The organism is Dethiosulfatarculus sandiegensis (genome assembly GCF_000931935.2).
GTDB classification, from domain to species: domain Bacteria; phylum Desulfobacterota; class Desulfarculia; order Desulfarculales; family Desulfarculaceae; genus Dethiosulfatarculus; species Dethiosulfatarculus sandiegensis.
Genome location: NZ_AZAC01000078.1, coordinates 108,103 through 130,277, shown reverse-complemented (window position 1 = coordinate 130,277; position 22,175 = coordinate 108,103). Strand labels below are relative to the sequence as shown.

The window sequence follows — 22,175 nt, the reverse complement described above, 5'->3', positions numbered from 1 at the left end:
CCGCCTTTTCCTCGGTTATGAACACAGCTAACGTCCGGATGCCGTGCCCCGCCCGTCCTTTCCTGAAGAGCCTCCATCTACAGATTTCCAGCACCCGTCAGGCAGTTTCAAACCGGGCCTTTACCCCCGGCTTTCTCCACATGATTAAAAAACAGCCTTGCCGGAACAGGACAAATCGGTTTTCTCCACCCCTAAAAATTGTTGAATACCCAGGCGTCAGGTTTTAATAGGTCTCCTTCATCAAAAATGAGCAGCCCAGGGCGGCCAGGCAGGAGATGAGGAGCACCAAAAGCAGGCTGGAATAGGCCTCTGGAGAGTATACGCCCTGACTGACCTGGGGGTGGGCATCTAAGATTTTGCCCAAAAGGGGCATGAAAACCGCTCCGCCGAGAAAGGGAAAAAGATTGACCGTACCGACCGAGGTCCCTGCCATTTCAACAGGAAACAGTTCCTTGCCGCTGGTGAAGCCGATCACCACTATGGAAGAAGAACAGACCGAAAAGACAAAGAATATGAGATAGAGCAGGGGGATCGGTATGTCTTTTGCCCCAAGGTACAAGGCCAGGATATCGAGCACTAAAATGGCTGTACAGAGTTGGATAACCTTTTTACGGCTTTTTAGGATTTTGTCGGACAAAAATCCTAAAAGCGGGCTTCCGATGATCATGCCCCAGGCGGTCATGCTGAGGATAGCCCCGGATTCGGCGCGGGAAAAGCCGTGCAGATGCATCAGGTAAGGACCGCTCCAAAGGGCCCCAAAACCAAAGAAAACCCCGCAGTCAAAAAAGAACCATATGGCCAATGGCCAGAAATAACGGTTTTTTACAACCCGTTTGACCCCCTGGCCCAGGGGAATCGTTGCCGGCGGCTCTGTCTGATCCAGCTCCTGGATGGAGGGCCAACCCTTTGACTGGGGGCGATCTCTGACAATGAGCCAGACCAGGATCACTATAACCACGGTCAGAACGCCGATCAACTCAAAGGAATAACGCCACCCCCAGGCCTCCGCCATGAGGGCCAGAATCCAGGTTGCCGCCAATACACCCATGCCGCCAACCGCGTTTAACAGCCCGGCCATAAAAGCGAACTCGGTTTTTCGGTACCATTGGGAGAGGATCTTCATGGTGGGGATAAAGACCATGGAGACCCCAAACCCCACCAGCACCCTGGCTCCAAATGCCATCCCCAGGCTGGAGGCCAGGCCAAAGAGGACACTTCCGCCGGCGGCCAAAAGCAGGAAAAAGGTAACTGTTTTTCTGGGGCCGATTGAGTCGGATAAAAGCCCGGCCGGAAGCTGCATGGCTGCGTAGCAGTAGAAATAAATAGACCCTAAAAGGCCTATCACACTGGCTGTGCTGTTAAAGTCCTTCACCAGGTCCTCTGCCACCACGGAAAGGCTTGTGCGGTGAAAATACACAAATAAATAGGCCAGGGCGAGGATTACGAATATAAGCCACCTGTAACTGAAGGCCTTTTGCAACTCGTCGGTGCGGTCCATGTCTGCCCCCTTTTTTTGGGGTTTTAGGTCAGAGCTAGATTAAGAATTTTGGACTGGAAGGGTGATCAATTCTGTCATAGTAGTGGGTTTTAGGTCAAGTAGGCCGGATTTTTTCGGGCAAAGACCTGGGGGCAAGCTACCACCATAGGAGGCGCCAGCGCCTGCCTTCGCCAAAGGGGGGATAAATGGAGCGATCTTCCGGGATGATTCTGTAATCAAGCTCCAGGCGGTCCAGCTCAGCCAAGGGGGTGTGGCAGGTGAGCGCTGTGAGTGGGGCCAGGCCCAAGGGTTCTTTGGCTTGGCCCGGCGCTTGCCAGTAAAGCATCAGCCTGGCCAGGCCCCTGGCCTGGAAGTAGTGCACTTCAAAGGCGTAACTGCCTGGTTCAAGGGGGATTGTGACCCATTTTTCATGGGCCGGGGCTTGTTGCCAGTCTTCTAAAACCGGCTTGCCGTCAAGCAGGATTCTGAAACCGTCATCCACCTGGCCGCCAAAAGTGTATTTGCCCTTTTGGGATATGCTGAGCACTCCCAAAAGCCTCATCTCAAAGCCCTCCCGCCGATTGCCCGGGAAGCTCTCCGCATTGGGCCAGGAAAGCTTGGTTGTCGGGCCCTGGCAGTTCGGCGGCATTGCCCGGTCCGGGCCGTTGAAATTAAAAGCCGTAAGCCCCTTTTCATCCTTGTCCTGATGTTCCAGGAAAAAATTTTTCACCAGGCCCTGCCCGATCTGGGGGATAACCCTTAGGTAAACCCCTGCCAGGCCAAGGCAGACAAGTAACACAAGCAGAGTGATCGGCCAGGCCCGCCTGCCCAAACGGGTGTTTGAGCCTGTAAGCTTGGATGAGAGATCAGCCAGCCATTCACCCAGGGCGTTTATCCTGCTTTTCAGTTTAAAAAGCCCCAGTTTTTTGGCCAGGTAGTCCAGACCCCAGGCCAGGGCCCCAAAAATGACCGCCCCGGCCACAGGCACCAGGGTGAGGCGTACGAATGCTCCGTCCCAGCGGTGCTCCTTGAGCCAGGCTACTTGAGAGGCCAGGGCCAGAAAAGCGCCCAAGAGCCAGATAAACCACCAGTCCTTGACCCAGCGTTTCATCTGATCTCCTCCATGGCCCGGGAATAGGGCACCGGCGGGGCCTTGCGTTCAAGCAGGATGTATTTCGAGGCCAGGTAATCAGGCAGTTTCACCCTCTTAAAGGTCTTTTTGGGGTTGCCCCTTAAATAACGCTTCATGGTGGCTATGCCCTCCGGGCTGTTGTAAAAAACCGCAGCCCTTTCCGTGGCCGAGCGGGATTCGATCGGTGTGGCCATGAATTTAAGGGGCTTTTTTTGATATAGGTTCAGGGCCAGGTTCAGGGTATGGTGCCAACGGTCTGCCGTGGCCACTACGGGGTAGCCTTTTTTCTCCAGGAAATCGGCCATCAGCCCATGATTCATCCAGGCGTCGGACACATGGTCCAAAAGGCGGTTTTTCCAGGGCAGGGTGTGTCCGCCGCTCTTCAAATGAGTATAAAAATAGTTCACTCCCAGGCTGGCGAGGCAGAAGACCGTGAAAAGGGCTAACCCGGACTTGACGGCCTTTTGGGAGTTGCCTTGGGTCCAGCAAAGGGAGCGGCTCCACCCCCTGGCCATAACCAGCCCGGCCAGTATAACGCAATAGGCAAAATAGCGCGGGTTGGCTGTGGGCGCGCCGATAGGGGCCATCAGGATAAAGATGATTATGGCAAGGCAAAGCACTGCGTCAATCCAGGACTCATTGTCTCTTTTTTTGAAATATCCCCAACCGAGCACAAGGTAGGCCGCCAAAAGGGCCAGGGGGATTATGCCAAAGACAGCCCAGGCATATTCGCCGGTATAGAGCTGGTAGATTATCTGGCCGTCTATGGTGCGCAAAAGAATATCCGTGAATCCGCCGAGTTCTTTCAGGCGGCCAAGGTCAAAAAAGCTCATCGGCGTTCTGTGGTTGTTGACCATGCGTTCTATGAGCCTGGGAAGAATGCCGATGAGCATGCCCAGGCCGCCGCCCCAGTAAAGGGGATGCTTAAGCACCTTGAAACGGCTGACCAGCAATCCCGCCAGGCCCAGAGTGGCGGGAAAGACCACAAAAATGGAGTGGTTGAATACACCGATTCCCCAGAGAACGCCGCCTAATATGCATAGCGGCGGTTTTTTGCGGGAAAGAGAGAAGAGATCCAGCCCGACAAAAAACAAAAGCGGCCCCAGGGAGGTGTAGTCCACCGGGTTTCTGGAAAAGATCACCACCCCCGGCAATACGGCCAGCAAGAGGCAGGCTGTAAGTGCGCTGGTTTTATTTGTTTCCCTTAAAAACACCCGGTAGCAAAACAGTATGGCCAGGGTGTTTAATAAACCGGAGGTGATCCGTAAAAGCCAGGGCGAGGGGCCAAAGGCCATTACCGGCAAGGCCAGAAGATAATCCAGAAAGGGGCCTGTGCGGGCGATCATACCCTGAAAAGGAAGCGCTCCCTGACTGATCAATTCGGCCCTGTAAAGAAAGTAGGCGCTCTCTCCGGAGACGCCCGGCACAATATCGCCCCAGACAAGACGCAGAAATCCGGCCAGCAAAAGAATAAGGCTGACTGCCCAATGCTTTTTCAGGGATTGGTAAATCGCCCCGGGATTTTTCAGGAAAACAAACCAAAGCAAAATCCAGCCCAGGGGTAAAAGCCAGGCCAGGGCAAGCCAGCGGCGTTGGGCCTGGTTGATCTCATAAAGGGCCTGAGTTGTGGCCTTTTGATTGTCCAGGGGAGTGAAGGCTGAATCCGGTATCAGCCTGGAAGCGGGAGCTCCCGGCGGGGCCCAACTTTGGCTCAAGACCAGGTGGTGGGGAGACTGTACGTTTCTCAAGTCCCACAGGTGCCCGCCCTTTTCGAGCCACACCAAGGTCCTCAGGTGCCTTGGCGCCCGGGCCGCCCAATGGTCTATCACCGGCTTGCCGTCAATAAAAAGGCGTATTGCCTCGGCGGCAAAGATATCTATTAAGTATTCACCACTCTTGGGGGCCTTTAGATTGGCCAGCCAGCGCCAGGAGGCATGCAGGGGCTGGGCTGGCTTGTCTTCCTGGCTGAGGATTAGGTAACGGCAGCTGGGCCTTGTTGAGACTTTGGCCGGACCGGTTAAAAAAGGATTGTCATAAAGCCTTACCAAAAGGCCCTTTCCCCCTTTTTGAGCCCAGGAATCCGCTTTTTCCCTGGCCAGTTCAGTGGTGTATTGCCCCATGAACTGGGCCAGGCCGACCAGAAGCAGGATACCAGCCACCAGGACAAGGTGCTGCTTTAGGCTTGTGCGACCCTGGAACATGGCTTTTCCTCTTGAGAAGTAGTGCAGATATGATTTAGTCACCCATTGGAAGCCGATTTTATTGTCTTGTCCGGCCAGGGTCAAGCTAAGCTTTTATCTTGTTTTTTAAAGGCCGTACATATTTGTTATAAAATACTCGGTTTAAGTAAAGCCATGCAAATTGTTTGGTTTGAATTGACTGAAATTTTAACATGGCTGTTGATCTGTTTCAGTCGGCATAAAAAAGCACATCCCGGCTTTGTGGGGGCCGGGATGTGCTTTTTATTTTGGGCTTAATAAAACAGGCTATTGGGGCAGGATGCCGGCCTTGCCTGCATAATGTTTGACAATGCGTCCCTTGTTGGGGCTTTTCAACAACCAGCGCAGTACATGGCTGGGGCAGACCGAGGCGGAGTTCTTGACTTCGCATTGGGACCAGCAGGTGCAGTTGGCGAGTTTTTCCCGGGCCTGCCAGGCCGACTCACTGTCAGCCAGGGTGCGGAAGCTCTGTTCCCTCAAATTGCCCAGGGAGTTTCCGATTATATTGCAGATGGCCACATCGCCGTAGGGCTGCAGAAAATAGCTGGTAAAACCCGAGAAGCAGGGCAGGGTGCGTTTGGCGCCGCCGAGCTGCTCCCTGACATGGTCCATGTAATAGTGGTGCCCAAATTGTTCCAGGTCCCTGGCCACCACCCGGGCCTGTTCCGGAGGCAGGGGAGGGGCCTGGCCGCCGGTGTTGAAGTTCACTCCGGCTTCCATGAGATTGCAGGAAAAATCAACCCCCAAAGAGGAGAGCATCTCGGAAACGGGCTTAATCTGGTCGTAGTTCAGTTCGCTTATGGTCATGCCGCTGGTTACTGTGAAACCGGCCTCCAAGGCGGCCTTTATGGTGCCAAGCGCCTTGTCGAAAGCGCCGGGTATGCCGCGCACCTTGTCATGCACCCCTTCCATGCCGTCCAAGGAAACGCTGAAGACCAGATCCGGGCAGACCCTTCTTAGATCCGGCAGTTTTTTAACTATGCGTTTGTGTAAAAGCCCGTTGCAGACCAAAGAGATGCGGGCCTTGGGAAAGTGCCTTACCAAGACCTCAACCAGGTCAACCAGGTCTTCCCGCAGAAAGGGCTCCCCGCCGGTGAGGCCTATTTTGCGTATCTCGGAGAGAAATTCGGCATCCCTGGTCAGGATGCCGTCCAGCTCGGCCGGGGTCATTTCATCTTTACCCGCCTTGGGATCTTCCTGGCAGAGTTTCCAGGTGTCGCACATAACACACCGGGCATTGCACAGCCAGGTGACCGCATAGTCTATAAAGGAAGGGCGAACCAGTTGCCTTTGCCGCCTCTTGGAGGCCAACAGCGGTTCTTTGACTCCGGCCTTGAGGCCGCCCATCAAGGTGCGAATCACTTTTAAAACTCCTTTGCCTGGTGAATTTGTCCAAGCTCAAGGACTACACGCACTGAGCCTTTACGTCAAGTTGAGACCTTGGCCCATAGGGCCGGAGATTTAAAAAAAGAACCAGTCAGGGCAATATTGGGGAGTATGGGGCCTTTGGCGGGTCACCAAGGAACCCTTTGCCGCTTGACCGGGTTTCTTAAAAAGTTCATTATGAATTAATTACATGGGTTATTGCATGATTTGATAAAGGAGGGGACCATGAACAGAGGGCTGCTGGTCTTAACCGGTCTTTTGCTTTTACTCTCCCTGGCGGCAGGTTGTTCTTCGCCTGCCAAAATGCAGCGCCAGGCAACCGAGGAATATATCCTGAGCTCAAACGCGCTGGAGTTTGAAAAGCTCTGCACCAATGCGGTGAAAACGGGCATGACCCGGCAGGAAGTGCTTTTCCAGTGGGGTTCTCCCGTTTCCACCAAACAAAAAGAGATAGACGGTAAAAAAGCCGTCATCATGACCTTTGAGATCGGCAAGATCATGTACTTCAGGGGATGGAACCGTTCCGAGGGAGTGTCCAAGGGACATATGTCGGCAACCCTGATCGACGGCCAGGTTACGGAAATCACGCGTAAGTAGGATAAATCAATCAGTTTGCCGACATGGTCTTCATGGATTTTGCCAAGTGGCTTATTTTTTTACTCTTCCAAATACAGACTCTGGTCCTTGGTGAACTCGCGCATGACAGAGGTGGCGTAAGCTCCCTTTGGCAAGGCGAACTTAAACCAGATGCCCTGTTCAGTGAGTTCCAGGTTCAAACCCGCAAGATCCAGGCGGGCCGGTCGGCGGCTGCCGGTAAGGCGGGCGCGGCCAAAGGCCTGGGGATCTAAACCCTGCTCCTCCAGGATTGCGTCTTCCAGCTCCCCGGCCCGATCCCGGGCCATGCGCATTTTGGAACCGTAAATGGGGCCGGTGTAAGTTATTTCACCCCGGTCAAAGCGTTGCTGGTCTTCTTGGGCGTCTTCCACAATAAAGATGCCGCCTGTGTCTGTTTTTTTGGCCACATCGCCTGGGATAATGGTCAGAAATTCATCCCTTTGCATACGCTCAGTCAGCCATTGGTTGAAAAGCCGGGACTGAAAGGCCGAAAGCACCAGGGTGCGCAGCCACTTCTGTCTGGGCCCCCTGCCCAAAAGGGCCTGCCGCCCCAGTTCGGCATTGTCTCCCTTTTTACCGAAACGCTGCTCGCCGTAAAAATTGGGCGCCCCTATTTGGGAAAGCACTTGGGCAGTGGCCTTGGCCTGCTCAAGGTCTTCTTCCCCGGCTCCAGCCAACAATATGTTGAAACTGTTACCCAGAAGGTGACCTCTTTTTAACTTGTTTTTGTGTCTGCCCGTGGAAAGCACCTCCACATCCAGGTTTTCGGTCACCCTTTGCCCGGCTTCATCCGGGTCCAGGTCAAAGACATGCAGGGAAAAGGTCTGGGTGGTCAGGGCCTGTTTGTCCTTGAGACCGGCATAGCCCACTGAGCCTTCTTTTATTTTGAACAATCCGGCCAGATCCTTTTGCAGGTTCCTGGTGGTGATTCCCTTTCTGCGCAGGGTCAGATAGACATGCTCACCCTGGCCCTCGGGCAGGTAAAGGGGAATCTCCTGGACCACAAAATGCTCGGGCTCCTGTTTTATTCGGCCGTTTATGCCGGGGGCTCCCTGGCTGGCAAAGGGAAGGTCCATGGATGGATTGCTCATGTTTTTTCCTTTTTTCTTTCTAATCTTCCAGGGTGATCAGACGATGAAGCCGCACCTCCTGGGGGCTTACCCTGGCTTCTACTGCTACTATTTCAACCCCTTGGGAGCGGGCCTGATGATAAAGCTCCGCATATTCAGGGTCCTTGTCCACAGCCGGGCCAAAAGAATTCGTATCCGGCCTTTGAATAATATAAAGCATGGCTGTCCGGGCCCCGTTTTTGTGAAGCTCCATGAGTTCCTTAAGATGCTTGGCCCCGCGGGTGGTCTTGGCATCCGGGAATAGGGCCCGGCCGTTAACCATCATGGTGACGTTTTTGACCTCTACATACAAGGGCCCGTCGGGCTTTTCAACCAAAAGATCAAGCCTGGTGTGTTCTGATATCTTATGTTCGGGCTTGACCGCAACCGCTCCCTCAAAAAGGGGCAGTGCCTGGCTCCTGGCCGCCTCGGCGGCCAGATAGTTGGGGATTATGGTGTTAACTCCGATCCAGCCCTGGTTTATATAGATCATCTCCCAGGTAAAGGCGGTGCGGCGTTTGGGATTGTTGCTGGGGCTCAGGTAAACCGGGGCGTTTTCTTCAATACAGGTGGCCATGGAGCCTGAGTTGGGACAATGGGCCACCACCTGGCTGCCGTTTTCCAGGGTCACATCAGCCAAAAAACGCTTGTAACGCCGCACAAGCCTGCCGGGAGTCAATTTGTCGGCAAAGGTGTAGCAAACCCGGCTGAGTTTTTTTTCCTGGTTCTTATCTTTACTCATGGAAGTCCCTTGTTGGCTCCCCAAAAGGGGCGGCTGTTGCAGGTTCTTTTTTATGTGTTGTGATTTTATCCCATAATTTCCGACTTGCCCCCTTTCCGGGCTGGGAGAGCTTTTTTTCGGCCGTTTGAAAGTTGACAGGGCTGTTTGCTATGTTATTATCGGAATGAACGTTCATTCCGTCGGTGGGCGGATGATCTGAAAGCCAGTTAACCGAAGCACGGGATTTGGATTTGAGTAAAAGGGACGACATACTCGAGGCAGCCTTGGAGCTCTTCGCCCAGTATGGTTATTACGGAACTCCGGTTCCCATGATTGCCAAAAAGGCCAAGGTGGGGGCGGGCACCATATATCGCTATTTCAAGGGTAAGGAAGAGTTGATAAATCAACTCTATACTTACTGGAAGTGCGAACTCTACCTGAAGCCACTTCAGAGTGTGGACTCGAGCCAGGCCCTGCGCTCCAGGTTCAGGAGTCTTTGGTTGGCCATGGCTGATGCGGCCATGAATAATCCAACCGCTTTTATTTTTATCGAGTCCCATCATCATGGGGCTTATCTTGATTCAGCCAGTATGGCTTTGATTGAAAATGTCCAGGATAGATTACTTGAAATTTTTGAAGAAGGCATAAAAAACGAGATATTTCGCGATACTACACCCAAGCTTATAGCTGCGGTTGCCTATGGTTCCTTTAGTTCAATGATAGATTGTTTTATTGGCGGTTTTTTGGAGTACAACCAGGAAAACATGTCTCAGGTGGAGGAGATGTGTTGGCAGGCGGTAAGACGGTGAATATTTTCGGAATGAATATTCATTCCGATCAGTTGAAAACAAGTGAGGGGAGAAATGGATCTTTGCTTAAAACTTACAATCGGTTGCTTTGTGGGTATGGCCTTGGCCGCAGCCTTGCTTGGCATTGATATCTTATACAGTGGAAGGGGAGGGGTTTGGGTGCTTGATTTTTTTGCCTATGACCTTTTCCCTTGCGATCTGTTGGCGCTTTTGAAACTTTAGCAAGTCATTACAATTTTTCTTGTCAGGTTTATTTAAGCCTGATAGCCCTGGCCGCGATAAGGTTCGCCTTATGGCGGCCTTGTGGTTTCGTCGATCTGCTGAGCCGTTGTGCTAACAGGTTGTTTTATTTCAATCCTTGGATGAACAGACAATCTCAGGTAACTTTTTAAATTGATTTCTTTGGGGTTTAAGACCTCTACTGATTTGGCAAGATGTGTTATAACAATTTGATAATGTAGATATTTTTCATAAAAAACATGTTTTTATCCTGGGCGGCGATTTAATTAAACTCAATTGATAAAGGAATGCGGCTATGGAGATAGGCGACCCCCTGGTAAGGGCGGATGCCCTGGCCAAGGTCTTGGGCAAGGAAAAATACTCAGCCGATCTTTACACGCCCGGAATGCTTTGGTCCGGAGTCAAACGGGCCGGAGTGAGCCATGCCGAGCTTGTTTCCGTAAATATTGAGCGCGCCAAGGCCCTGGAGGGAGTGGAGGCGGTGCTCACAGCCGCCGATGTCCCGGGCCCAAACCGTCAGGGAGTGATCCATAAGGATCAGCCGGTATTGGCGCAGGACCGTATTCATTATGCAGGCGACCCTGTGGCCTTGGTGCTGGCCAAAGACCAATCCACCCTTAAAAAAGCCCTGGAGCTCATCAGCCTTGAGCTTCGTGAATTGCCCGGGGTTTATGACCCGGCCTCGGCCCTTGAGGCAAAAGCCCCCCTGGTGCACCCACAAAATGAATCCGGCAACCTTATCATCCATGCCACTCAGATTCTGGGTCGAGGTGCGGCTGCCCTGGATGATTGTCAGACGGTGGTTGAGGGTGATTTTGAGGTGCCGCGTCAGGAACACGCCTTTATGGAGACCGAGTGCGGGGTGGCCAGGCTGGATGAAAACGGCCGCCTTGAGATGAGTGTCTCCACCCAGGCTCCTTTTCGGGATCGCCTGGAGATAGGCCAGGCCCTGGGGCTGGATCCGTTTTCCATTCGGGTGAAGGCCCCTGCCATGGGCGGTGGTTTCGGGGGCAAGGACGGGGCCACGGTGCAATGCCTCCTGGCCCTGGCAGCGCTCAAGGCCTCCAACCGGCCGGTTATCATGGTTTGGGACCGGCGGGAAAGTTTTCTGGCCGGCACCAAACGCCTGGCCGGGAGGCTTAAATATCGACTCGGCGCTGACGCCGACGGCAGCTTAAAGGCCTTGGTCTGCGAAATAATTATGGATAACGGGGCCTATGCCAATCTGGGCCCCGAGGTCCTGGGGCAGTGCATGGAATGCGCCGCCGGTCCTTACCGGGTTTTAAACACCAGCATATCCGGCAAAGCGGTCTATACCAATAATCCGGTCGGCGGACCTTTTCGTGGTTTTGGCGCGCCTCAGGCCGCCTTTGCCATGGAACAGATGATGGATATGCTCGCCGCCCGCCTGGGCCTGGAGCCTCTGGAAATCCGCAGGCGAAACGCCCTTAAAAGGGGCGATAAAAACTCCCTGGGCATCACCTTAACCACCTCTACCGGCATAGCCCAATGCTTGCACACCCTGGCCGATCATCCTTTGTATTTGCAGGCTGAGGACTGGAAGAAAAAGTCCCCGCCTTTCAGGGCCAGGGGCAAGGGCCTGGCCTGTGTGCTCCATTCAGTGGGGTTTGGGGCCAAGGTGCCGGATTATGCCACAGCCAAGATAGAATTGACGGGAGAGGGAAAGTTCAAGATCTATTCAGGCATTGTGGATATGGGGCAGGGCAATGCCTCCACCTATCTGCAGATGGCGGGCGATATTCTTAATCAGGATGCGGCTGATCTGGAGCTGGTGTTGCCCGATACGGAGCTTTGTTTGCCTTCCGGTTCAGCCTCGGCCAGCCGCACCACCTATATATTCGGCAATGCCCTTATAAAAGCCGCCGAAAGGTTGAAAAAGCTGATCCAGCAAAAGGCGGCCATGGTTTTCGCAAGCCAGGACCGGGAAGATGACTTTGCCCTTTTGCCCCGAACCGTGCGGCACCTGCCCTCGGGCTGGGAGGTTTCCCTGGCCGACCTGGCCCGCATGCCGAATAAATCCGAACTTACCGCCACAGGCTATTTCAAGGCCCCGGTCGCCCCAGAGGCAAAAGAAGGCGGCAGCCTTGAAATCAAGGGATTTGGCATGGGGCACAGGCTGTTTTCCTATGGGGCGCACCTGGCCCTGATTGAGGTGGATCAGATAACCGGCCATATTGAGGTGGCCTCTTATCTGGCAGTCACAGACAGCGGCCGGGTGATTAACCCCCAGATCTTTGAACAGCAGATCCAGGGCGGAATTGCCCAGGGATTGGGATACGGGCTTTGCGAGGACTTTCTGCTGCACAAGGGGCAGGTGCTTTCCAGGGATTTTTCCACTTATATTCTGCCGACCAGCCTTGATGTGCCCGTGATTTATTCCAAAGCTGTCGAGACCCATGAAGATTCCGGGCCCTACGGCATGAAGGGGATGGGTGAACTCCCCATATGCGGACCTTTGCCCGCGGTGGCCAACGGCCTGGCCGATGCCTGCGGAGTGCGGGTGATGCAGGCGCCGCTCACCGGTGAAAGGGTGTTGAATGCCTTGTCCACGGCCGGTGCAGCAGGGGAGGAAAAGTGAAGCTTGAATTCGTTTTAAACGGCAGACCCCTGACCTTGGAGGCGGACCCCGGAACCAGGGTGATCGACCTTTTGCGCCGTGAACTGGAATTGACCGGTGTCAAGGAGGCCTGCGGCTCCGGCGAGTGTGGGGCTTGCAGCATCCTGGTTGACGGCAGGCAGCTTGTTTCCTGCCTCATGCTGGCCGGCCAGTTGCAGGGGAGAGAAGTCACCACCATAGAGGGGCTGGCTCCTCCAAACGGACTGCATCCCCTGCAGGAAGAGTTTGTGGCCAGGGGAGCTGTACAATGCGGCTTCTGCACCCCGGGAATGCTTATGGCCGGGGCCGCCCTTTTAAAAAACAGGCCGGATGCGGATGAGAACGAGATTAAAAAAGGCATCAGCGGCAATATCTGTCGTTGCACAGGCTATATCAAGATTGTGGAGGCCATAGAGGCGGCTCAAAAGCGGCTTAAGAAAGGGGCTGTTTTATGAGTGCTTTTTATCTTCCCGAAAATATGGAGCAGGTGTGGAGCGCCCGGCGAAAAAGCCCCCGGGCCGGGATATATGCCGGAGGAACGGATTTTCTGATTGCGGATGACCGCAAAAGAGACCTGATTTGCCTTGAGAGGGTGGCTGAATTAAAAGAGGTGCTCAATCAAGACGGCTGGATTGGACTCGGCGGGGCATGCACGCCCAGTGAACTGTTGGCCAACCCTGTGGTGATGGGAAAGCTCCCTCTTTTGGCCCGGGCTTTGGCCTTGCTGGGTTCACCGCCCATACGCAATATGGCAACCATCGGCGGCAATATCATAACCGCCTCACCGGCGGCAGACACTCTGCCTCCGCTTTATGTGCTGGATGCAGAGCTGGAGCTGGTTGGTCCGGAACAGGGCCGCCGCCTGAAACTCATCGATTTCATCAAAGGGCCGGGCGCAACCGGGCTGGGTGAGCTTGAGGTTTTAAAGACCGTGTGGGTCAAGGCTCCAACAGGGTTTGATTTGGAACATTTTGAAAAGGTGGGGCAAAGAAAGGCCTTGGCCATCTCTTTAGTCAGCCTGGCGGCCGGGTTTAAACTCGGTTCCGACGGAATTATTCAAAAAGCCCGTCTGGCCTGGGGTAGCGTAGGTCCTACTGTGGTCACCTCTCCTAAGGTGGAGCGCTTTTTACAGGGCAAGCCCTTTGGACAAGAGATCTTATCCGAGGCCGCCGAGTTGGCTGCGGGCGAGGTCAGTCCCATAAGCGATCTCAGGGCGTCTGCCGAGTATCGCCGCCTGTTGGCTGGCAGGCTTTTGTTGCGGCTTCTGGAGTTACCCTCCCATAAGCAGGCTTTTGTTTGAAAAGGGGCTGGTGATTTTTCCTTGAATATGTAATTTTGAACCACAGGAAAGGAATCGAATGCCTCGCGTGCCTTCATACTTCACCAGGGAGTTTCTGGCCTTAAACGGCATTTTCTTTTTAGCCTTTTGTAATATGGCCGTCTTTTTCGGGCTCTACACCTATCTCTCCACCTTGGGGATCGATCAAAAATGGTTTGGCTTGATTATCGGGGCGTTTTCATTTGTCTCCCTGTTGGTGCGGCCATTTATAACTCCTTTTCTGCATCCGGACAATGCCAGGAGATACATGACCGTGGGCTGCGGAATGCTCATCGCAGCCCTCCTCTCTTATGGTTTCGCCCATACTTTTCCGGGGCTGTTGCTGGTAAGAGTGATCCACGGGCTGGGACATGTGCTCTTGGTAACCTCCTTCACCGCCCTGATTATGGTCTTCATTCCCCAAGGCCAGTCCCAGAACGCATTTGGCTTCATGATGAATATCAACCTCCTGCCCTATGCTGTGGTTCCTCCCCTTTTGGGGGTTGTCATGCAAAGCCCCAGCGACTTCCCCAAGGTGTTGAATTGGGTTGCCCTGGTGATGGTTTTAGGCTTTCCCCTGCTTTGGCTTGCCAGGCCCAAGAAAAGTCAATCGCCCGAAAAAGTCACTCCCCAAAGGCCTGGGGCAAAGGCGGTGTGGCGGAATTTAAAATCAAGGCCGGTTTTGATTCTGCTCAGTATTCAATTTTACATCTTTCTTGGCTATGCCCCTGTTTTTTATTTCATAAAGGCATTTGCCGAGCAAAAGGGCCTGACCAGGGCCGGACTGTTTTTCAGCTTTGTGGCGCTGAGTATGGTGGCTTCCCGCATTTTGATTTTGCCGTTTTGCGACAAAGTGGGAAGAAAAAAGGTTTTTGCCGCAGCCCTGGGACTTTTAAGCATATGTTTGCCTCTTTTGGGCAGGGTGGAGGGGCAGGTTATGTTTTTCGGACTGGCGGTATTTCTCGGCTCCGGTTGGGGACTGGCTTCTCCCTTGATAAATTCCATTATGTTCGAGCTGAGCGCCCCTGAATTCAAGGGCATCAATACCAATTTCCTGATGGAGATGCAGCAGGCTGGATTTTTTGTCGGGCCTTTTTTGGGAGGCCTGGTGGCCGCATCGTGGGGACTTTCGCTTCTATTCCATCTTTGCGGCGTTCTCACTCTGGTTGGATTTGTTTCTTTGTTATTCATGCCTAAAGAGGATATCTGATGAATATTGGCCCCTGGCTTGGTTATGGCGCATTGGCCGCTCTGCCTGTTTTGGAAGCGGGATCAAGGCTGTGGCATAGGCTTTACTATGGATTGACCTTTAGAAGCAGGGTGATCGGAGAATACCCTTATACCGGTTTCATGGAAAAGGCTCCTGACCCCTTTTACTTTACCCTTAAACCGAATTTTTCTTCTCCCCAGGTGCATATTAACTCTCTGGGGATTCGCGGGCCCGAACCCCTGCCTTTGGGCAAATCCAAACGCATAATGCTCATGGGGGAGTCTGAGTTTTTCGGGGCCAAATTGCCCCTGGAAAAGGACCTCTGGAGCATCAGGCTAAAGCAGATGCTCGATGAAAAAGGGCTTTCCGACTGGGAGGTGATAAACGCCTCGGTGCCGGGCTACAACGTGGTGCAATACCGGGCCATGTGGCAAAAGAAGTGGCGCGAGATAAAGCCTGACATTCTGTTGCTCCGAGTGGGGGGCAATGAAATATCCCAGTCCTATGCCCTGGGCTCCACCTGGCGGCCCGGCTTGAGCTGGCCATGGGAATTCATTCTGAAACTGGAGAAAAAATCAAGCAGGCTTGAGAAAATTTTGCACCGCTCATGCCTGTACTGCTCCCTGGGCCGGAATAAAATCACCAAAAGACCCAAATTCAAAAGAGTTGACGACAATTTTCAATGGGATCGCACCCTGACCAGTATCTTCGATAATCAAAAGGCAATTTTGGAAGATGCCCGCTCCCTGGGGACCAAGGTGGCCTTTGTCAGCCTGAACCCAGCCTATAGTCCGAGTATGACCCGTTATGAGGCCAAAACCATGGAGTTGTTGCAGAATAACTGGCGTGAGTTCTATGACGGGTGGGCCGGATATCAGTTTGAGTATATCCAAAGATTAAGAGATGAATTGGCCTTACAGTTGGACGCTCCCTTTGTTAATCTGGCCCAAGAAGTTTGGAAAAACCCTAAGAGGGCCAAATTTTACGTGGATGTGGTCCATTTCAGCGCCCAAGGCCATGATTATTTTGCCAGGACCCTGTTTGATCAGGTTGAGCGCCTGGGGTGGTGGCAAGAGAAAAAGGTGATGAAACAATGACTCAAAATCAGCCCAAAATTGATTCTGAACCCATAATTAGGCTTTTTGAACCGGCTGATGCCGAAGGTGTGGCCCTGCTTTTCAGGGAAGTTTACGGAGACGGGTATCCCATAAGGACCTATTACAATCCGCCGGAGCTGATCAAAGCCTTTGAAAAGAAGGAAATTATCCCGGCAGTCGCCGTGCTGCCTCAAGGCCGGGTGGTGTCCTTTTTGGCTTGTTACCGTTCCGCTCCCCATGAGAAGGTTTATGAAACCGGGGTTGGATTGACCCTGGTGGAGTACCGAAAAAAAGGCCTGTCCGAGCGGCTCATGTTTTTTTTGACTCAGAATTTGAGCAGGGTTACCGAGTTTGAGACTATTTTCGGTGAGGCGGTCACCAACCACGTCTACACCCAAAAGATCAGCCTTAATGTGGGGATGGAGGAGACCGCCCTGGAGGTGGATCTCATGCCGGCTGCGGCCTATGCCAAGGAAAAGAGCGCGGAGGGCAGGGTGAGCGCTCTTTTATTGTTCAAGCATTTTCCGAAAACTGAGAAAGAAGTTTACCTGCCGGAACACCTGGATGGCTTTCTAAGAGATATCTACCGGGGCACTGATCTGCCGAGAAAATTGATTACAGTGAGGGTGAAGCCGGTCAAGAGCCGGGAATCCAGGCTGGAGCAAGTTTATTTTGATTTTGCCCAGGTGAACCGTTTGACCCTGTGGGAGGCCGGGGCTGATCTGCCCGACCGCCTTCATGCCGTGGAATCAGGTGTAAGGGAACGAGGCGGAAAGGTAATGCAATGTTGGCTTAGGCTTGAGCATGACACTGTGGGATGGGGCGCCCGGGTGTTGAGTGATCAGGGCTATTTTTGCGGCGGGGTTTTGCCCGGCTGGTTTGGTCATGACGGAATTTTGATGCAAAAGATAATGACCGAGCCAAACTGGCAGGGAATCAATTTGTATTCCGTCAGGTCCGAACAGATTTGCAAGATGGTCAAGGAACAATGGGAAACCGTTAAGTAAGGTAAAGATCCATGCCAGACTGGTGCCACACCGAACCCAAGGCGGAACTGCATATCCATCTGGAGGGCAGCGTCTTTCCGCAAACTCTGAATCGCCTGGCCCATAAAAAGGGGTTGCCTCAGGTGGCGGAGGATTTTTACGATTTTCGGGATTTCGATGGGTTCAACCAATGCTTAATGCATGTCTTGGGGCTGTTGACCACCGAAGAAGACTATTACCGGCTGGCCCTGGATTTTACCGACCGCCAGGCATCGCAGAACATCATCTACACCGAAGCCTTTTTTATGCCTTATCTGCATTTGGTCAATGGTGGGCACTTTGAGGCCATAAAACAGGGCCTTGAGGCAGGTTTCAAGGAGGCCGAGGCCGGGCGCCAGGTCAGGGTGAGGCTTTTGTTCAACCTGCCCAGGGGCCTGGACAGGGAAGCGGGCTTCAAGACCCTTGAGTTGATAGAAAAATATAAATGGGATCGGGTCTTGGGAATAGACCTGGCAGGCAAGGAGGGCAAAGGTGATATCGCCCCCAGGGCGGATATCTTTGCCAAAGCCCGTTCCATGGGACTCAAGACAGTAGCCCATGCCGGAGAGTTCAGCCCTGCCTCCCAGATGGCTGAGACCCTGAGATTATTAAAGCCACATCGCATAGGCCACGGTTTAAGCGCCATAAACGACGAAAAGGTGATCGAAACCCTGATTAAGACAGGCGTGTGTCTGGAGATGGCCCCCACCAGCAATCTGCTTTTGGGGGCTGTGGGGGATATTTCCGATCATCCCTTGCCGCAGTTATTGCAAAAGGGAGTCAAGGTGGTTTTAAACACGGATGATCCCGCTTTTTTCAAGACTTCTTTGAACCGCGAGCTGGACTTGGTGCACAATGAAATGCAGGTCTCTGAAAAGGACCTTAAGCGGCTGATAAGGAACGGATTTGAACAGGCCTTTGGTTTTTAGGAAAGAGATTTAAAAAAAATGACTGAACCTCAAAAGGCTTATTTAACCCTGCCGGTTGAGACTGGCTTTTTACCGGTGGCAACCGGTTTTGTGGAACAGGCCTCCCTGGCCTTTGGCCTGGCCAAACCACAGGCCCTGGCCCTGACCCTGGCCACGGAAGAGGTCTTTGCCTATCTCTGCGGCCTGGGCCGCAAAGAGCAGGCCCTTGAGATAAGCTGTGAAAACAGGATTTATTACGTACAGGTGGATCTCAAGTTCACGGCCCGGGATTTCAATATGGCCGCCTTTAACCTCACCTCAAAGGTTAGGCTCGATGATCAGACCGGCCTGGATGAAATGGGGTTGATCATAGCCGCCCGCAGCGTGGATCGTTTCCGTTTGAGCCGTTTTCAGGATAAAGGCATCACCTTGAGCCTGATCAAGGAAAAGGCTTATCCCCAACCCAAGGCAGGCGGCAAAATAGCTCTGAAAAATTTAGATGCTTACAATATCCGGCTGGCGGAGAAAGAGGAGATCAAGTTTTTCTCAAGCCTTTTGGCCCGGGAATATGATTCCGTGTTTTATCCGCCTGCTTTCGGCTATCCGGGCAAGCTGGCCGATATGGTGGCCGGGGGAGAGTTCCAGGTGTCCTTGGCCCTGGACCGGGCGGGCAGCGTGGGTGGCGGCATGGCCTGGCGGTGGGTTGAGGAAAAAACAGTGATCTGTTTTGGCCCCTATGTGTTTGGCCAAAAGAAACCCATGCCAATGGCTGAGGAGCTGGTCAACCATTGCCTGGGGCTTTTGGCCCGCACCAAGGCCGGCGGCATAATGCACCGTTTGCCCACCCCGGAGTTGCCCAAAGAACATTTTGAATCCCTGGGTAATTACAGCCTGCAAAAGCCGGACGGTTCTTTCATGGAAATGGAGGCCTTTTTCAGACAACTCACTGAAGATCCGGGAGAGGTTATCTGGGCTCATCCCGATCTGGAAGGGCTTTTGCAAAAGGAATATCATCGGCTTTTCCTGCCCAGAGAGGTGCGGCTGGTTTCAGATCAGGGTGAAAATCGCCCCAATGAATCAGTCCTGGCCGCGGACCTTTCCCGCGGCCAGGGGTTTGCCACCCTTTATCCGGTGCGGGACGGCAAGGATGTGAAAGAAAACCTCACCCGGCATGTTGCCCTTTTCAAACAGCAGAAAATAGGCCATATCTTTTTCGAAATGGATCTGGGCCGCTCCTGGCAGGCGGGTTTTTATCCGGCCCTGGCGGAACTTGATTTTTCCCCCAGGTTTGTCATGCCCCATGTGGGTAAAGGAGATATTCTGTTTTTCCAGCGGGTGTTGAGTGAATCATGAACACGGTGAACCTGGATCGGCTGGTTCCGGAATATATCAAGGGATTCGAGGCCTATATCCCAAGCAAGCCGGATGATGTGCTTAAAAGATATTACGGCGTTCATCATCTTTTCCGAATGAATAATAATGAAAACGCCTTAGGGCCACCTGCGGCCGCCCGTAAAGTGATCGAGGAATTTCCTCAGGAACAGGCTTCCATTTATCCTTCTGGAGACAGTTACCACCTGCGCCTGGCCCTGGCTCAAAGATTTGGGCTTCATGAGGACCAGTTTCTGGTCGGCAACGGGGCTACAGAGGTTATTTCCTTTGTTATCAAGGCATTTTGCGCAAGCGGCGACAATATCGTAACCGCTGACAAGACCTTTGCGGTTTATGAATGGGTGGCTGAATTTTCAGGCCTCAGCGCCAGGCTGATCCCCCTTAAAGACCAGGCCTTTGATGATCGGGCCATGCTCGAGGCCATGGACGAGCAAACCAAGGTTTTGTTTGTCTGCAACCCCAATAACCCCACCGGAACCTGGTGGAGCGAGTCCCGCTTAAGGGCCTTTTTGGATGCAGTGGGGCCTGAGCGGGTCGTGGTTGTGGACGAGGCCTATTTTGAATTCATGGATGAACCGGGCTATCCGGACGGTATGAAGCTTTTGGACGAGTACCCCAACCTGGTGGTTTTCCGCACTTTTTCCAAGGCCTATGCCCTGGCCGGCCTGCGCATAGGCTATTTGGCCGGTTCCCTGGAAGTGGTGGAGGTTATCAGGCGCACCTGTGTGGTCTACTCGGTTAACATCCTGGCCCAGGCGGCCGCCCTGGCCGCCTTGCCGGATGAGGGCCATATCCATCGGACCAGGGAAATGGTGAAACAGGGCAAGGAATTTCTTTTTCAGGTTCTTAATCGCCTGGGCTTGCCTTACTTGAGTGGAGGGGGAAATTACGCCATGATCAAGCTGCCCATGAGCGACAGCCTGGCCTATCGCAAGCTTATGACCCAAGGCGTCATGGTGAGAACCATGACTGGATTTCGTTTTCCCAATTGGATAAGGCTCAGTATTTCGGGCATGGAGGCCATGGAGGCCTTTGGCCGGGGACTGGGCCGCATTCTGGACAAAGGAGCAAGAAAATGAGCCAAAGTGACTTCAGGGCCCGCACCAGGGGATTTCTGGGGGAAAGAGGCCTTACCGCCTTGTCCCGGCCTTTGGTGGCTGTGGCAGGTCTGGGGGGAGTGGGCGGAGCCGCCTTTCTGACCCTGGTGCGCAGCGGGGTTCAGCGTTTCAATTTGGCTGAAAATGGAATCTTCGACCCTCCGGATATGAATCGGCAATGGGCGGCCCTGGGCCATACCATGGGCAAGCCCAAGCTGGATGTCTATGCCCAGTGGGCCAGGGAGATTAATCCCGAGGTGGAGCTTAATCTTTTTCCCGAAGGTTTGAACCTGGATAACGTGGAAGACTTCATGAGAGGGACCGACGTTTATCTGGGGGCCATGGACCTGGAAAAAGACAGGGAGACCAAGGAGGAGTCCAGCAAGATAGCGGCCCAGTTGGGGATACCTATCTTCACCTGTGGCGCTATGGGGTTTGGGGCTATTATGGTTAACCATGACCCCTGGGGAATGAAGCCGGATGAGTTTTGGAAGAAGGTTCAGGAGAAATCACCCAAAACCCAGATCATGCCTTCTTTGATCACGGATTTGTTTGACCAGACCATGGTGCAAAGGCTTAAAAGGCATTATGACGAAACCGGAAAACTCGCCACCCTGGCAGGCGGCGCAGGGCAGGCCGGGCTTCTGGTCGGAAACGAGATTGTCATTCACCTTTTGCAGGGAACGGATCTGGCCCCCAGGATTGCGGTCTTTGCCCCCAGGTTCGTGACTTTGGATCTATTCACCTTGGACCTGAGTATCTTGGATGTGAGTAAGTAGAGAAGTAAGGAATAGGTGAAAAACAAGCAGGGGCTTAAAGACCCTGCTTGTTTTATCTATGGCCTCTGCCAAAGTCCGGGAGGACTTTGGCAGCAAGCTATAGAGGCGCCCCCGAGGGAGCGCCCCGTGGGCAGAGAAAACTAGTCTTCCATCATTTTCAGGAATTTTTCTTCCTCGCCCTTGACCATCTTGTAGCAGTAATCGTCGTTGGGGAACTTGTGGTTCCTCACTTCGTCGCAGTACTCTTTCATGGCGTTGGTGATAACTTCAGCCACGTTGCAGTATTTCTTGACGAATTTGGGAGTAAAGGCCTGGAATTGACCGATCAGGTCGCTGACGATCAACAGCTGGCCGTCGCAATGGGGGCCTGCGCCGATGGAGAGCACCGGGATATCCAGTTTCTGGTGGATGTATTTGGTGACCTCAGGCGGAACGGCTTCCACCAACAGCATCTTGGCGCCGGCTTCCTGCACGGCCAGAGCGTCTTCCAAAACCAGTTTGGCGGTTTCGGCGGTGCGGCCCTGGGCCTTGTGGCCGCCCAACTGACCGGAGCTCTGGGGGGTCAGGCCGATATGGCCGATGACGTTGATGCCCGCGTCGGTGATGGCGCGGATGCGGCTGGTTATACGCACGCCGCCTTCCAGCTTGATGGCGTCCACATCGGCTTCCTTGAGGAAACGGCCGGCGTTTAAGACAGCCTGCTCGTCAGAGGCCTGGTAGGACAGGAAAGGCATGTCGCCGACCACAAAGCAGTGGGGAGCGCCCCGGCGCACGGCCTCGCAATGGACAATGCACTGGTCCATGGTTACCGGCACGGTGCCGTTGTAGCCGTAGACGCACATTCCCAGGCTGTCGCCGACCAGGATCATGTCCATGCCGGCTTCATCGCAGAAAGAGGCGGTGGGGTAATCGTAAGAGGTGAGCCAGGTAATCTGCTCGCCTTTTTCCTTCATTTGGTACAGATCAAAAATGCTGGGTTTTTTCTTGGCCATTTCCTTTTCACTCCTTTTTTTTCACCCGGTTA

General features: G+C 53.5%; 20 protein-coding genes. 13 read left to right on the top strand and 7 right to left on the bottom strand.

Annotation, left to right across the window (positions count from 1 at the left end; genetic code table 11):
- Positions 1-223: 223 nt before the first annotated feature.
- From X474_RS24355 to X474_RS24340, 4 genes are all read right to left on the bottom strand, one after another.
- Positions 224-1,498, bottom strand: a complete 1,275-nt coding sequence (locus X474_RS24355) for an MFS transporter (protein ID WP_044352682.1) — start codon at positions 1,496-1,498, stop codon at positions 224-226.
- Positions 1,499-1,634: 136 nt separating this feature from the next.
- Positions 1,635-2,588 (bottom strand): PA14 domain-containing protein, encoded by a 954-nt coding sequence (locus X474_RS24350; protein WP_044352681.1) that lies wholly within the window; start codon positions 2,586-2,588, stop codon positions 1,635-1,637.
- On the bottom strand, positions 2,585-4,810 hold the full coding sequence (locus X474_RS24345) for a glycosyltransferase family 39 protein (protein ID WP_044352679.1): 2,226 nt from the start codon (positions 4,808-4,810) through the stop codon (positions 2,585-2,587). The genes X474_RS24350 and X474_RS24345 overlap by 4 nt, the downstream gene beginning before the upstream one ends.
- 285 nt (positions 4,811-5,095) lie before the next feature.
- Positions 5,096-6,190, bottom strand: a complete 1,095-nt coding sequence (locus X474_RS24340; protein ID WP_044352678.1) for a radical SAM/SPASM domain-containing protein — start codon at positions 6,188-6,190, stop codon at positions 5,096-5,098.
- A 249-nt stretch (positions 6,191-6,439) separates the two neighbouring features.
- Between X474_RS24340 and X474_RS24335 the strand changes: the two genes are divergently transcribed.
- Complete coding sequence (locus X474_RS24335) at positions 6,440-6,811, top strand: hypothetical protein (RefSeq protein WP_044352677.1); 372 nt, start codon at positions 6,440-6,442, stop codon at positions 6,809-6,811.
- A gap of 59 nt (positions 6,812-6,870) precedes the next feature.
- On the opposite strand, the gene truD is transcribed toward X474_RS24335, so the two are convergent.
- On the bottom strand, positions 6,871-7,920 hold the full coding sequence (gene truD / locus X474_RS24330) for a tRNA pseudouridine(13) synthase TruD (RefSeq protein ID WP_082464621.1): 1,050 nt from the start codon (positions 7,918-7,920) through the stop codon (positions 6,871-6,873).
- 19 nt (positions 7,921-7,939) lie between these two features.
- Entirely contained in the window at positions 7,940-8,680 is a 741-nt protein-coding gene (gene sfsA / locus X474_RS24325) for a DNA/RNA nuclease SfsA (RefSeq protein ID WP_052515599.1), read from the bottom strand.
- Positions 8,681-8,910: 230 nt separating this feature from the next.
- Here sfsA and X474_RS24315 point away from each other — a divergent pair, with 230 nt between their 5' ends.
- The 12 genes from X474_RS24315 (at position 8,911) to X474_RS24265 (ending at position 21,151) form a co-directional block, all read left to right on the top strand.
- A complete protein-coding gene (locus X474_RS24315; RefSeq protein ID WP_197282261.1) occupies positions 8,911-9,468 on the top strand; it encodes a TetR/AcrR family transcriptional regulator in 558 nt (185 codons plus the stop codon).
- Positions 9,469-9,522: 54 nt separating this feature from the next.
- Positions 9,523-9,690, top strand: coding sequence for a hypothetical protein (locus X474_RS26390; protein ID WP_156360921.1), 168 nt, complete (start codon positions 9,523-9,525; stop codon positions 9,688-9,690).
- Between the two features lie 313 nt (positions 9,691-10,003).
- Positions 10,004-12,307 carry a xanthine dehydrogenase family protein molybdopterin-binding subunit gene (locus tag X474_RS24310; RefSeq protein WP_044352676.1) on the top strand — a complete coding sequence of 768 codons (2,304 nt, stop codon included), beginning with the start codon at positions 10,004-10,006 and terminating at the stop codon, positions 12,305-12,307.
- Positions 12,304-12,780 (top strand): (2Fe-2S)-binding protein, encoded by a 477-nt coding sequence (locus tag X474_RS24305; protein ID WP_044352674.1) that lies wholly within the window; start codon positions 12,304-12,306, stop codon positions 12,778-12,780. The genes X474_RS24310 and X474_RS24305 overlap by 4 nt, the downstream gene beginning before the upstream one ends.
- The gene (locus X474_RS24300; RefSeq protein ID WP_044352673.1) at positions 12,777-13,625 is read left to right on the top strand and encodes an FAD binding domain-containing protein; all 849 of its coding nucleotides are present in this window, start codon (positions 12,777-12,779) and stop codon (positions 13,623-13,625) included. The genes X474_RS24305 and X474_RS24300 overlap by 4 nt, the downstream gene beginning before the upstream one ends.
- A 58-nt stretch (positions 13,626-13,683) precedes the next feature.
- A complete protein-coding gene (locus tag X474_RS24295) occupies positions 13,684-14,853 on the top strand; it encodes an MFS transporter (RefSeq protein ID WP_044352671.1) in 1,170 nt (389 codons plus the stop codon).
- Positions 14,853-15,950, top strand: coding sequence for an SGNH/GDSL hydrolase family protein (locus X474_RS24290; RefSeq protein ID WP_044352670.1), 1,098 nt, complete (start codon positions 14,853-14,855; stop codon positions 15,948-15,950). Before X474_RS24295 ends, X474_RS24290 begins: the two co-directional genes overlap by 1 nt.
- Positions 15,947-16,957 carry a GNAT family N-acetyltransferase gene (locus X474_RS24285; protein WP_044352669.1) on the top strand — a complete coding sequence of 337 codons (1,011 nt, stop codon included), beginning with the start codon at positions 15,947-15,949 and terminating at the stop codon, positions 16,955-16,957. Before X474_RS24290 ends, X474_RS24285 begins: the two co-directional genes overlap by 4 nt.
- 11 nt (positions 16,958-16,968) lie before the next feature.
- The gene (add, locus tag X474_RS24280) at positions 16,969-17,904 is read left to right on the top strand and encodes an adenosine deaminase (RefSeq protein WP_044352668.1); all 936 of its coding nucleotides are present in this window, start codon (positions 16,969-16,971) and stop codon (positions 17,902-17,904) included.
- Between the two features lie 18 nt (positions 17,905-17,922).
- On the top strand, positions 17,923-19,236 hold the full coding sequence (locus X474_RS24275; RefSeq protein ID WP_044352666.1) for a hypothetical protein: 1,314 nt from the start codon (positions 17,923-17,925) through the stop codon (positions 19,234-19,236).
- Positions 19,233-20,354, top strand: coding sequence for a histidinol-phosphate transaminase (gene hisC / locus X474_RS24270; protein ID WP_044352664.1), 1,122 nt, complete (start codon positions 19,233-19,235; stop codon positions 20,352-20,354). The genes X474_RS24275 and hisC overlap by 4 nt, the downstream gene beginning before the upstream one ends.
- A complete protein-coding gene (locus X474_RS24265) occupies positions 20,351-21,151 on the top strand; it encodes a ThiF family adenylyltransferase (RefSeq protein ID WP_044352663.1) in 801 nt (266 codons plus the stop codon). The genes hisC and X474_RS24265 overlap by 4 nt, the downstream gene beginning before the upstream one ends.
- Positions 21,152-21,291: 140 nt before the next feature.
- Here the strand turns inward: X474_RS24265 and panB are convergent, their stop codons facing one another.
- Entirely contained in the window at positions 21,292-22,143 is an 852-nt protein-coding gene (gene panB / locus X474_RS24260) for a 3-methyl-2-oxobutanoate hydroxymethyltransferase (RefSeq protein ID WP_044352662.1), read from the bottom strand.
- Between the last annotated feature and the right edge of the window lie 32 nt (positions 22,144-22,175).